Below are 12889 nucleotides of genomic sequence, written 5' to 3'. Positions count from 1 at the left end.
CGATTCTCCCTTCACCGGCAGGAACGTGCCGGACGATCCGAGTAGAGGGTGGAATCCGGGAGTCTACTGGGTGTGCGCGATCGGCACGCTGGATGCTCGAGTTCGGTCATGAAAGCATCCGCGGTCTGTTCCACCTGTTGCCAGCGCGGATAGTTTCTCGCTGACTTCCAGAAATCTGTTGTTCTCCGCGACCTGGCCGACGGTCACGCGAAGGTAATGAGGTATGCCCAGATCACGGATGAGGACACCGTGGTCGAGGTAGTGCTGCCAGGAGCGTGCGGTGTCGGCGAACCGGCCGAACAGAAAGAAGTTCGCATCACTATCGATGACCTCGAATCCCATGTCGCGCAGGATCACTGCGACTCGCGTTCGCTCCCGGATCAGCTCGGAGACCTGTGACAGGGTGTCGTCGGCGTGACGTAGCGCGGCCAGCGCCGCGGCCTGGGTCACCGTCGAGAGGTGATAGGGCAACCGAACCAATCTCATGGCCGCGATTACGGCCGGCGCGGCGACCACGTAGCCGAGCCGTCCACCAGCGAAGGCCAATGCCTTACTCATCGTCCTGGTGATAATCAGTTTTGCCGGGAACCGGTCGATCAAGTTTATTGCGCTGGGGGACAACGAAAACTCGCTGTAGGCCTCATCCACCACGACGACGGCCGGCGCGGCTTCCAGTATTCGCTCGAGGTCGGCAGTGGCGAGAGTCTGACCAGATGGGTTGTGCGGGTTCGTCAGGAAAATGATGTCGGGGCGGACCGCGCTGATCACCGCGACCGCATGATCGATATCCAACGTCAGATCCGTGCGGCGACCGCCGTCCAGCCATTCGGTCTCCGCGGTCGTTGCGATGATCTTGTACATCGCATAACTCGGTGCGAAGCTCAGTGCACTGCGGTCGGGGCCACCGAAGACCTGCATGATTTGCTGCAAGCTCTCGAGTGAACCATTGGCTGCCAATATATTCTCGAGTCCGACATCCACGCCTGACTGGGCGGTTACATAGTGGGCGAGTTCGGAGCGTAGGGCAAATGCTTCTCGGTCCGGATAGCGGTGTAGTGAATCAAGTGCGGATCGCACGGAACTGGAAATATCGTCTATGAGTTTCTGTGATGGCGGAAAGGGGCTCTCGTTTACGTTCAATCGCACCGGCGCGGTCAATTGCGGTGCGGTATAAGGCTTCTGGTTGTGCAACCGCTTCCGGATAGGCAGGTCGGAAATGGTCACCGATGCACCCATCGGTCGCGTGTTAACGACCTCACTGTTATGTGCCGCCATTTTGTTCTCGCTAACATTGACACGGCCTGGATTCGGCACCAGGGCTTGGATCGGCCGTCCCTCATGGCGGTCGATGTCAGCCGCGGTCGGACTGACTGTGGGATTGGGTGTCGTAGTCCACTTGGTCCCGCGGTATGCATCAATCACCGTAAGAGTCGTGCGCGCACCCTGGTTGTCGGTACGCGTAGCAAAGTTGTGGACACGCGCAAACTTTCACTCGCTTACCGATATGCTCGGTTCCTGTCCAGCGCCTATCCGCGCGATTCGGTGGCTCGGTGGGCTCGGACGTGATCGTAGGGAAGCAGGGGATGTGATGCGGGTGAAGGACAATACCGTCATCGCCGAGTCGGCCACGACACGTGAGGTCGCGCCGCGCGAACGCGCGGACTACTGGTCAGAGCTGATCAACTCCTACCAACGCCAGTTGGGCTACGCTTTTGCGCGTCCCGCCGACTTCTATGGGCGCACCACGGTACGACGCACGAGCAACTATCAGATCGTCAGATGGCATTCCGAGGCAGTGACCTACTACCGCACGCCCGGACAGGTGCGCGGCGATTCCGACGACGACTATCGATTGTTGTTACCTGTCTCCGGACATATGGCCCTCTGGCAGCGTGATCAGCACGCGGTCCTGCTACCGGGCGTCGGATGTCTGGTGACCCTCGATCAGCCATCCGCCTTCGCGGTCGCCGACGGCACCGTCGGATTGTTCATGACTATTCCGCGGCGTGAGGTGGATCATCGGCTCGATCGTGCCGGGCGGCCGGGTTGGCCGATGGATTTGAGTGCTGGGCTGGGGCGGGTGGCTGTTGATCTGGCGGCCGGGCTTTTCGCTGAGGGTGGGAATCTCTCGACGCACCAGTTCGATGTTGTTTCTGATCGGCTGGTTGAACTGTTGTGTATGCATGTGGTTGGTGATCTGCCGACAGAGTCTGGTCATCTCGCTGATGTCGAAGCGGCTGTGCGGCGCTATGTGCGTGCTCATGTCGAGGATCCAGATCTCAGTGGGGCTGTGGTCGCGCATGCTTCGGGTTGGTCTTTGCGGCAGGTTCAGCTTGCGCTTCGGAGTACGGGGACCACGCCGAGCCGGTTGATCAAGGAAGAACGGTTACAGGTGGCATATGCGCGGTTACGTAGTCCCGCGTATAGCGGTTGGAGTATCACCGAGATTGCGTTGCGGCTTGGTTTCGGTTCGGTGAGTGCTTTCAGTACAGCTGTGCGTCAGCGGTTCGGTGCCAGCCCCCGCGATATCCGCCACGGCTGACAGTCAACAAAATTCCGGTATCGCCGGTAGCCTCGGTCGGGGGGTCAGATACCAGCGACGAGGAGCATGGAATGACCCGACCGGTTCGTATCGGAGTTCAGCTACAGCCGCAGCACGCACCGAATTACGGACTTATCCGCGATGCCGTTTTACGGGCCGAGGACGCGGGTGTCGACATCGTTTTCAACTGGGATCACTTCTTCCCATTGACGGGTGATCCGAACGGCGCGCACTTCGAATGCTGGACGATGCTGGGTGCGGTCGCCGAGCAGACCGAGCGCGTGGAACTCGGCGCGCTGGTCACCGGTGGCGGCTACCGCAATCCGGACCTGCTCGCCGATATGGCGCGCACCGTCGACCACATCAGTGATGGACGGTTGATCCTGGGGATCGGTGCGGGCTGGTTTCAGCGTGACTATGACGAGTACGGCTACGAATTCGGTAGTGCGGGAACGCGATTGGACCTTCTCAAGAGGCATCTGGCCCGCATCGACGCGCGCCTGAAGAAGCTGAATCCGCAGCCGACCCGCGATATCCCGATCCTCATCGGCGGCGGCGGTGAGAAGAAGACGTTGCCTCTGGTCGCCCAGTACGCCGATATCTGGCACACCTTCGCCGATCTCGACGTGCTGGCACACAAGAACAGGGTGCTCGCGCAGCATTGCGCGACGGTCGGCACTGACGAGGAGCACATCGAGCGCTCGGTGCAGTGGCCGGGTGCCGAGCAGGCAGTCGCGCTGCACGAGGCGGGTGTCACGTTGTTCACCGTCGGTATCGGCGGCCCGGACTATGACCTCGGCGAGGTGCGGCGGGCGATCAACTGGCGTGACGAGATCAACCCGGAGCCGGTCGGCGGGCTCGCCTGAGCGGGATTGCCGGGTGGGAGCGGTCCGTCGATACGGGGTTCGAATCACGATGATCTAAACCCGGGGCGGCCCGAGTATGGACCCGATCCGCCGCTGTTGGCCCCGACAATGTGGAGGCTCGATCCCGCATCGCCGTAGGCGGATACGGCGTCGCGGGTCGGGCTTCCGCACTGCCGTAGCCGGACCACGCCGTCGCCGTCCGTGTCGGATCGGCCGCGGTGTAACTGCAAATTTGCGGTGGTTCCGGTCTATGGTTGTCGACCATGGCTGGTCTGCCCGCTGTGCGGTTTCGTGCGTTAACCGCCGTGATGCTGCTTGCAGTCGGCCTCGCGGCGACGGCATGCGGTTCCGGCGACGATTCTTCCTCCAGTGATCAATGCTCCCCGCCGGGGGTGAGTGCCGCGTCGGCGGCGCCGACGAACCTGGCCTCGGCGGCGACAGCGGGTGCGGATCGATACACCACACCGACCACCGCGCCGCTGGAGTCGATCGACACCAGCAAGCTGCGGCTCATTACGCCCGGCAAGCTCAGCGTCGGTACGCTCTCGGACGCGCCGCCGAGCATCTGCCTGAACTCGACCGGCGCCTTCACCGGCATGGACAACGAGCTGTTGCGCGCTATCGGCGCGAAACTCGGTCTGCAAGTGGAGTTTTCGGGCACCGAGTTCGCGCCGCTGCTCTCTCAGGTCTCCGGTGGGCGTTTCGATGTCGGCTCGTCGAATATCACCACCACCGCGCAGCGGCGCGAACGCGTCGGGTTCACCAACGGTTACGACTTCGGCTATTTCTCGCTGGTCGTCTCGAATGGTAGTGCCATCAAAGGCTTCTCGGACCTTGGGGCGGGCACCAGGATCGCCGTCGTCCAGGGCACCGTGCAGGACGATTACGTGGTCAACCAGCTGCACCTGGACCCGGTGAAGTTTCCTGACTACGCCACCGCGTACGCGAATCTGAAGTCCGGTCAGGTCGACGCGTGGGTAGCGCCATCGGCGCAGGCCGAGGGGCTGGTGAAGCCGGGTGACGCGACCTCGATCATTCAGAACACCTTCAGCCTGGACAACTTCGTCGGCTACGCGGTCGCCAAGGAAAACCAGCCGCTGATCGACGCGCTCAACAGCGGTCTCGACGCGGTGATCGCGGACGGTACTTACGCGCGGCTCTACACCGATTGGGTGCCGAGGCAGTTGCCACCGGGATGGAAACCGGGCTCGAAAGCCGCACCGGTACCGCAACTTCCGGACTTCGCAGCCATCGCTGCCGAGAAGCAGCCCGCCGATCATGCGCAGAACGCCCCGAAATCCACTGTGCAGCAGTTGAAGGACACGTTTTTCGACTGGTCGCTGTACCGTAAAGCCTTTCCTGATCTGTTCAAGACCGGTCTGCCGAATACCATTATCCTGGCGCTGGTTTCGGGTGTGCTGGGCACGGTTCTCGGGATGCTCCTCGCGGTCGCCGGAATCTCCAGGACGCGCTGGTTACGTTGGCCGGCACGGGTTTACACCGATATTTTCCGTGGCCTGCCCGCCGTGGTGATCATCCTGATCATCGGGCTCGGCATCGGCCCGGTGGTCGGCGATATCACCGGGAACAATCCGTACTGGCTCGGTGCCATCGCATTGGCATTGCTGGCCTCGGCCTATATCGGTGAGATTTTTCGCTCCGGTATCCAGTCGGTCGAGCCGGGCCAACTGGAGGCGGCGCGCGCCATCGGGTTCGGTTATCGGCAATCGATGGTGCTTGTGGTCATCCCCCAGGGCGTGCGGCGGGTGCTGCCCGCGCTGATGAACCAGTTCATCGCGTTGATCAAGGATTCCTCACTGATCTACTTCCTCGGCCTGCTTGCCACCCAGCGTGAGCTGTTCGCGGTCGGCCGAGACCTGAACGCGCAGACCGGAAACCTCTCCCCGCTGGTCGCGGCGGGACTGGTCTACCTGCTGCTGACCATTCCGCTCACCCACCTGGTGAATTACATCGACCGTCGCATGCGTACCGGCCGGCCCGATCAACCCATCGACGAGATCGAGGCCGCCACGATCACGGAAGGGCGTGGGTAGGTCACATGAGCGAGCGCAGCGAGCGAATCGAGAACACAGCGCTAGGAGCGGTCAGGCCGGAACCGAGCGCCAGCGAGGTGGAGGCATGAGTGCTTCCCTCACCGGTACCGGCCTACACCTGAGGCTCGGCAGCAACCATGTGCTTCGCGGTATTGACATTCACGTCGACGCGGGAAGAACTACCACCGTCATCGGACCGTCGGGTTCGGGCAAGTCGACACTGCTGCGGGTACTGAACCGGCTGCGCGAGCCGGACCAGGGCGACGTGCTGCTCGATGGGGCATCGGTGCTCACCGAAGACCCCGACCGGCTGCGTCAGCGCATCGGCATGGTGTTCCAGCACTTCAATCTGTTTCCGCACAAGACGGTCGCCGATAATGTGGCGCTGGGGCCGCGCAAGCTGCGTGGGCTGTCCAAGGAGCGGGCGCGGGCGCTGGCTATCGAACAGCTCGAGGTCGTCGGCCTAGCCGAAAAGGCCGATTCACGGCCGGCGAACCTGTCCGGCGGGCAGCAGCAGCGGGTCGCGATCGCCCGCGCGCTGGCCATGAAACCGGAGATCATGTTCTTCGACGAGGCCACCTCCGCGCTGGACCCGGAACTGGTGAAGGGCATCCTCGCGGTGATGTCCGACCTGGCCTCTGGTGGTATGTCGATGATCGTGGTGACCCACGAAATGGGATTCGCTCGCAGCGTTTCCGACAGCGTCGTCTTCATGGACGCGGGTCAGGTGGTGGAGACCGGTACGCCGGAGTCCTTGTTCGACTCCCCCCAGACCCCACGTCTACAGCGCTTCCTCTCCCAGGTGCTGTAATCCAGCCGCCGAGTGGCACATCATGGAGAGGGCTGGTCGGCATTCGCCGCAGCCATGTACCACTCGGCGGCGGGGATGTGGGGGGCGTTTAGAGTCGGCGGGTGATCGAGGTAATCGAGATTCCTACCGGGGTGGGTACGTTCGACGCGTTGTCCTGTGGGGAGGGCGGGGGGCGTGAAGTGATGCTCTTGCATGGGTTTCCGGAGGCGGCGATCGAGTGGGAGTTTCAGCTCGGTGCGCTCGGTAATGGTGGATGTCATGTTGTCGCACCTGATCAGCGTGGTTATTCGTCGGGGGTGCGGCCGGGGAATGTCGCCGACTATCGGGTCGAGGAGTTGGTGGGCGATGTCGCGGCCATTGCCGACGAATTGGGTTGGGAGCGATTCGATCTGGTCGGTCACGACTGGGGCGCCTACGTCGGGTGGGCGGCGGCGGCGAGTATGCCGGAACGGATTCGCACCTGGACAGCGGTTTCGCTACCGCACCCGGCGGCCTTCCTGCGGGCGTTGACCGAGGACGAGGACCAGGCGCAACGCTCGGCATATTTCGCAACGCTACGGCGGCCCCGAGTGGCCGAGCGCGTTCTGCTCGCCAACGATGCGGCAGCCTTGCGTCAGATCTTCGAATGGAAGGTCCCCGAGGAGCGTGTCGAAGACTACATCCACCGATTGACCCAGCCCGAAGCGCTGACCGCCGCCCTGAATTGGTACCGCGCAATGCATTTGGCGGAGCCCACCGGTCCGGTGTCGGTGCCGACGCTTTATGTGTGGAGCACCGAGGACAGCACGGTCGGCTCCACGGCGGCGCTGGGCACCGAGCAGCACGTCACCGGGCCATATCGGTTCGAAATGCTCGAGGACATTTCGCACTGGATCCCGGAACAGGCGCCGGAGGCGCTTACCCGTTTGATCATGGAACACCTTCTTGCGCACCGTATTTAACGCATGTTCCGCCGAACAGTTTCCGACACCGGCGCCGATCATGGACATCGCTCCCGTTCGGCCGGTCTCGGTCTAGGTGCGGACCGTGGCGAAGGCGGCCCAGAGGATGGGGGAATGTTCGATTGTTCGGTCGCGGCGCCAGGCGGTGAGGCGGGCTCGTTGCCAGTCGGCGAGGGCTTTCACCGGGTCCGGCTGTTCGTGCGCGGCGTCGATTGCGCAGATAGCGTCTTGGAGGGGGTGGGCGTCGACGGCGTCGGCCAACTTCTGGAAGGCGAGATCGGTAGGCAGCGCCCATCGACTGGCGGTGACCAGTTCGGCGCCGCCACTGATCATGGCGGCGACCAGGCCGAGGGCCTCGCTGAAGCGCATGTCGCCGCCGCTTTCGCAGGCGATCAGCGCGACTCGGCTCGGCATTGGCCAGAGCTGTTGTCCGCCTTCCGGTTCGGGTGTCAGAGTGTAGGTGCCGAGCAGGAGGTCTTTGGCTGACAGTGGGCGATGGGCACGAGTGGAGGTGGCGAAGCCGACTGTGTCGGCCGTACAGGCCAGATGCAGCTCGGCGTTCTCGCTTTGGCCGGATTCGGGTGCTGCCGCGGTCACATGGCCGACGTAGATCAAGCGACTAGCACCGTCGCGCAGGACTTTTCCCAGCCAAGCGCGGTCTACGTCGGTGCGCCGAAAAGCGTCGGTCGGATCTTCGACGGTGGGCAGCAGGCGGTCTTGCGCCTGGTACTCGGCGATGCGCCGGGAAAGCGGGGTGTCGGCATCCATGCGACCGAGCACCGAGCCCAGCGTGGAATCCGCGCGGTAGCCGGGGATGCGCGGGTCCAGCACCGCAACCACCGGCAGATTTCGAATATCGTTCCAGCGCTGTGCTATTCGACCCGGACTCTGCGCAATGCTCGCCGGGGCGAGCAGGCTGACATCGGCGATATCGATGAGACGCAGCGCGGGATCCGGAGCAATGATCTCCCATGGGACCTGCGCGACCCGAGGCGACGGTTGCAGCCGGATGTGGGGGCGAATGCCGCGCACATGCAGGTCGTACAGTTGGGCGGCGAGGCCATAAGGCAGCAGCGCTTGCGAAAGTCTCTGTGCCACTGAATATTCGGACTCGTAGGACGCGAACGCGCCGGTGGTCAGCGCGCGTCCGAGCCCGCCGGGCTCGGCAAGATTCGGCAGCGCGTCGGCCAATTGCCGTAGCGCGTCGTCGATATCGGCCACCGGCAGCATGCTCGCACCCGGCGGATAGGTATCCGCCTCCCACCGCCAGGACATATACAGATCACCCGCATCCGCCATCCGAACCACAACGGTCGGCTGCTGCTCCGTACTCATATCGAGCGCCCAACATGCGCCGGGTGCCCGCCGAAACGCATATGACACCAGGGGAACTCACGATGTCTACGTGCTCGGAACCGTTCGGCGCACACCTCACTCCTCATGCTCGCAACACCCGACTGTCGCGAACGGGACGCCCGTAACGCTGTTCGGCAGCGGCGATATACCCCGCCAGCGCGATATGTCCATCGGGCGCGACAGCGATACGCGGCGGGGGCGCAACCGGCAGACCGGCACTCGCCGCGACACTGGCCAACGCGGCACCGAGGTGCAGTACCGGCCCGTGATCGGGCGGGTTGCCGGGAGGCTGGGCTGTGCGGGGAGCGGATGCGGCGTCCGAGTTGGTGACGGTGGGCGGATCTTCGGGGGCCGGCAGTAGGTCGAGGGGGAGCCGGGTGGGTGGTTGGGATTCGGATCTATCGATATTCAATGTGGTACCTGCGCATTGGGTTTCGATGAGATCGTCGATGAGTCGGCCGTCGCCGGAGAGGTAGGCGAAGCGAAAGGCCAATCGCATCGCGGGGTCGGCGATCTGGCGGTTCCATTGCTCGCGTTGGTTGCCGTTGGGGAGGGTGTGGCGGACGGCGTCGATGGCGAGTGCGGAGGCGACAGCGAGATCGACTGCGCAGGAGAGCAATTCAGGATCCGGCTGCGGCGTGGCCTCGATGACTGACTCGTACAGTGCGGCGTGCCAGAAATCTATTTGGGCGCAGTGTAATCCGAGACCGCGCTCGGCGTAGGTATTGAATGCGGCGGCGAGTAGGTCCTCGCCCTCGTCGAAGCGTCCGGTCGAATAGGCCACAGAAGCGAGGCGAACCTGCACGTCGGCGGCGTCGAGTACCGCGCCGGAGGCACGGAAATCGGCCAGGGCGCGGCCGTAGAGCTCATCGGCCCGAGCGTCGTCGTCGCGGCCCTCGGCCAGGAATCCCATGGTCTCGAGGCCGACCCCGGCCCGATAGCCCAGTCCGGACCGCTCGAAGTACTCCTGGGAGGACCGCAGTAGTTCCTCCGCTTCGTCCAATCGGTCGGCCCTGACGTACATGACGGCGAGGTTCTGTTCGGTCTCCGCGACGGCATTGGTATCACCCGCCGCCTCGAACGCCGCCAGCGCCTGCCCGGCGAAGTCGAGCCCCAGCTCGCGGCGGCCGGTTTCGAAGTGGATGCCGGACAGTGTCGAGAGCGGGTGACCCGCCAGATGCGGAGCGAAACGCATTGCCGCATCCAATGATTCGGTCGCGATCTCGATCGCGTATGCCCATTGCTGGCGGTGGAAGGCGACGGCTGTCAATGAAAGCAGGCAGGCCACCCGCGTCATGGTCTGGTCGTCGTTGCTGGTGAGGATGGTGTGCGCCTGCTCGAGCGCCGCCTGTGCTCCGTCGAGATCGCCGACATGCTGAAGCGCCTGGGAGAGATTGATCAGTGCCGCGGGCCGCTTCTCGATGGCGTCCTGCGGCATTTCGGCCAGGCCCTCGCGGAACCGGGTGATCGCGCCGGTGTGGTCGCCGAGTTCGTCGCACATGCTGGCCGCGTTGATCAATGCACTCACCCGCAGTCCGCCGGTCGACGTGCGCGCGATGTCCTCGAACTGACGCAACGCCTCGGCGACATCACCGCGACCGTATGCCGCAGCGCCTTCCGCGAGTAGCTTGCTACCGTCGTCGGGATGCATGTCAGAAGTCCGAATCATTCGCCGCTGCAACGATTTCGGATAGCAGCGGGGCTTCGAAGGCAACGCTGAGTGTGCTTGTCGCGTTCGCCAGGCGCGCGGCGGCAAGCTCACGGATTCGTTGGCGGATGTTCGCCCCGCCGATGTCGTCAGCCCTCAACGCACCGATGCTTCCTTGTTGGATGCCCGCACCGCCGAGGCCGGTAGCTGCCCGCGCACCGATACCGGGGACGTGGATGTCAACTGCGAGAACCGCTTCGGCGGTGCAGTGCGCGCTTGCCTGCCAGGTATCGCCTTCGAGATTCAGCTCGGCGGTCACGACCCCCGCCGGAGTGCTGATCAACGCCAACGGTCGCAGGTGCGGCGGCACGTCGGCACCCAATTGCGGTGCGGCAACGACATGCACCCGAATGGTTGTGGCGCCGGATTCGCGAACCAATTCCCACGACACGGCACGCTCGGAAGCATCGATGAGCCCCGGCGGACACCCGCGCCAATCCCATCCGCAGGTGCCCTGTCCCAGGACCAGCGCACCCTGCGTCGCGTTTGCTCCGGGACCTGCCGCGAGAGCGTAATCCTCAGCGCGAGCAGGTAACTCGGCGGCGGTAGCTTCCTCGGATGTAACGAGCCCGTCGTCGTCCACGAGCAGCTCGCATGCCTCGGTCAGCGTGACGATCTCCTCGGCGAGTAGGTGCTCGTCGAGCGTCGCGATCGCGTCTATGCTCGACGCGGGCCACCACCGGGCCGCCCACTGCGCGAATCCCAGCCGCCACACGTCCGCGGCGAGCTGCGGTAGCTTCGGATCCGCCGTGAGTGCGATTGCGGCACTACCGAAGTCGGCGATGGCGAGCGCGACCGGCTCGCCGTAGATAGCCCAAATCCACTCCTGCGCGGCATCGAGGTCATCGATGACCGCCGCCGGAATCGGCTCTGCGGCGAGCACACTCCATGACAGGTGGCCGCCGTGCACCTCGAGCACCGTGACATCGATACCCGCGGCGCCGTCCAATACAGTCGGCGCGCCCTCGGGGGCAATGACCCAGATCCCGTCCCCCGCCGCTCTGATGGTCACCGTATCGGTCATCAGCTCGCCCTCGATTCGGTCGAGTCCGCTTCGGGCGCACGGGAACTCAGGCTGAGTGCCTGTTTGACCCGCATTCGGTGATCGAGCATGACCGACCTGGCCACGCCATCGAGAAGGTCCCACAGTTCATTCGGGTCATACACTGCGGTCTCCCGCACATCGCGACCATGCAGCCGCACCCAGAGCCGCCGCAGATACGGACGCCACGGTGTGCGAAGTTCGGCCGCGATATCGGCCAACGGCCCGGCCCGCGAACCCGCGCCAGCGGCGCTCACCACCAGTCGCCGCGCCTGTAAAACATACGCCTCACGCTGCCAACGCCCATTGATAACGCGATGCGCCGCAGTTTGCGCGGGCGACTGATTGTCGCGCGGCCGCCCGTCGGCCACGTCGGCGACGACAGGTTGTGCGGGGCTGTGGGGCTGCGTTTCGCTATCGGGCCGTGCCGAATGATCCGGCTGCGAACTATGGTCCGGCTGTGCGGAGTGGTTCGGCCGCGCGCGGTCATCCGGTTGCGTCGCCTGGGTCGGCTGGTTGAAATCAGTCCGTTGCGCTGGGTCGCCGATTGGGGAAAGGCCAAGGGCGAGTTCCGTGCCGGCTGCGGCTGCGACGCGTAGGGATTCGTCCAAAAGTGCCCAGGGAGAACAGCTTCGGGCAATCTCGATGGTGACGAGGTCCGGGATGGGGGGTAGTTCGGCGCGGTCGCTTGATGCCTGTAGGGCTGTGAAAACGCGTTCGTAGATGGTCCGGTCGAAGGGGAGGCCGAGGGTTGATGTCGACGCGGATGTGCCCAGCGCGGGCGGTTGCGGTGCCGGCCGGACGGTGAGGCCGAGTTGGTGGGCCGATGGCACGCAATCCTGGTGCCAGAGTTCGATACCGCTGTGGGTTCCGGCGTTGGTCTTGACCAGTCGATCGAAACCCGCTTGCCCATTGTCGTCTCGATCGCGGTGCTGACCGAGACGGGCGGCCGCACATGCGTCCAGCAGCGCGGTGAACTGCGCGCGGTGGTCGGCGGTGGTCGCACCCGCTGGCCTGCGTCGCCATGCGACATCGATCAGTCCAACCAACTCCCGAATCTGCGAACCCTCGGTGATGTACTCCTTCAATGCCGTTGTGGTGCGCCCGGCCGCGAATTCGTGCACGTCGCGCAGGGTGGCCTCGGCGGTCGCTCGACCCTGTGCGGGGTCCGGCATGCCCATCGTGGTCGCCAGCTCGTAACAGCGCTGGAAGTAGAGATCCTGCGGGTTGCCCTCGGTGATTCGCAATGTCCGGCGTACCTGTTTGAGCAGGGTGAACCATGCGGCCGTCGCGCGAAGCACATCGGTGGCGGCGTGTACGCGGGTGGCGAGCAGCCTCGCCCCGTCCGGCGTCACGATGGGGCCGGCGCACTGCGGGTGCTGCACCGGGCGGATCACCAGCGGGTCCAGGATGAGCTTCACCGTCCGCCGAAGTGGTCCGCCCTGCGGTCCGCTCAGCGGTTCGACGCCGTCGAGCCCGCGCCAGACTTCGTCGAGCACCAGGGCGCGCGGTCGTCGCATTCGACCAGGCTAGCGGAGTTTTGCCCGTTCGAGACCCCGGGAAACCTGG

10 protein-coding genes are annotated in these 12889 nt (G+C 64.4%); 5 read left to right on the top strand and 5 right to left on the bottom strand.

What is annotated here, in order from left to right; genetic code table 11:
• Positions 1–63: 63 nt before the first annotated feature.
• On the bottom strand, positions 64–1236 hold the full coding sequence (locus LKE06_RS06055; protein ID WP_227997640.1) for a histidinol-phosphate transaminase: 1173 nt from the start codon (positions 1234–1236) through the stop codon (positions 64–66).
• A 358-nt stretch (positions 1237–1594) separates the two neighbouring features.
• Between LKE06_RS06055 and LKE06_RS06050 the strand changes: the two genes are divergently transcribed.
• From LKE06_RS06050 to LKE06_RS06030, 5 genes are all read left to right on the top strand, one after another.
• Entirely contained in the window at positions 1595–2542 is a 948-nt protein-coding gene (locus LKE06_RS06050) for a helix-turn-helix transcriptional regulator (protein WP_227997639.1), read from the top strand.
• A gap of 71 nt (positions 2543–2613) precedes the next feature.
• Positions 2614–3408: an LLM class F420-dependent oxidoreductase gene (locus LKE06_RS06045; protein ID WP_227997638.1), complete on the top strand. Its 795-nt coding sequence runs from the start codon at positions 2614–2616 to the stop codon at positions 3406–3408.
• A 263-nt stretch (positions 3409–3671) separates the two neighbouring features.
• Positions 3672–5462, top strand: a complete 1791-nt coding sequence (locus LKE06_RS06040) for an ABC transporter substrate-binding protein/permease (protein ID WP_227997637.1) — start codon at positions 3672–3674, stop codon at positions 5460–5462.
• Between the two features lie 85 nt (positions 5463–5547).
• Positions 5548–6273, top strand: coding sequence for an amino acid ABC transporter ATP-binding protein (locus LKE06_RS06035; RefSeq protein WP_227997636.1), 726 nt, complete (start codon positions 5548–5550; stop codon positions 6271–6273).
• Between the two features lie 101 nt (positions 6274–6374).
• Positions 6375–7214 (top strand): alpha/beta fold hydrolase, encoded by an 840-nt coding sequence (locus LKE06_RS06030; RefSeq protein WP_227997635.1) that lies wholly within the window; start codon positions 6375–6377, stop codon positions 7212–7214.
• Positions 7215–7286: 72 nt separating this feature from the next.
• Here LKE06_RS06030 and LKE06_RS06025 read toward each other — a convergent pair whose 3' ends face one another.
• The 4 genes from LKE06_RS06025 to LKE06_RS06010 form a co-directional block, all read right to left on the bottom strand.
• Entirely contained in the window at positions 7287–8549 is a 1263-nt protein-coding gene (locus tag LKE06_RS06025; RefSeq protein ID WP_227997634.1) for a CHAT domain-containing protein, read from the bottom strand.
• Between the two features lie 103 nt (positions 8550–8652).
• A complete protein-coding gene (locus tag LKE06_RS06020) occupies positions 8653–10221 on the bottom strand; it encodes a tetratricopeptide repeat protein (protein ID WP_227997633.1) in 1569 nt (522 codons plus the stop codon).
• Between the two features lies 1 nt (position 10222).
• Complete coding sequence (locus LKE06_RS06015; RefSeq protein WP_227997632.1) at positions 10223–11302, bottom strand: proline dehydrogenase family protein; 1080 nt, start codon at positions 11300–11302, stop codon at positions 10223–10225.
• The gene (locus tag LKE06_RS06010; protein WP_227997631.1) at positions 11302–12840 is read right to left on the bottom strand and encodes a hypothetical protein; all 1539 of its coding nucleotides are present in this window, start codon (positions 12838–12840) and stop codon (positions 11302–11304) included. Before LKE06_RS06010 ends, LKE06_RS06015 begins: the two co-directional genes overlap by 1 nt.
• Between the last annotated feature and the right edge of the window lie 49 nt (positions 12841–12889).

Origin of the sequence: Nocardia australiensis, from assembly GCF_020733705.1 — a bacterium.
Lineage (GTDB): Bacteria > Actinomycetota > Actinomycetes > Mycobacteriales > Mycobacteriaceae > Nocardia > Nocardia australiensis.
Note: the sequence above shows the minus strand (reverse complement) of the source record. Positions and strands in the feature narration are given on the sequence as shown.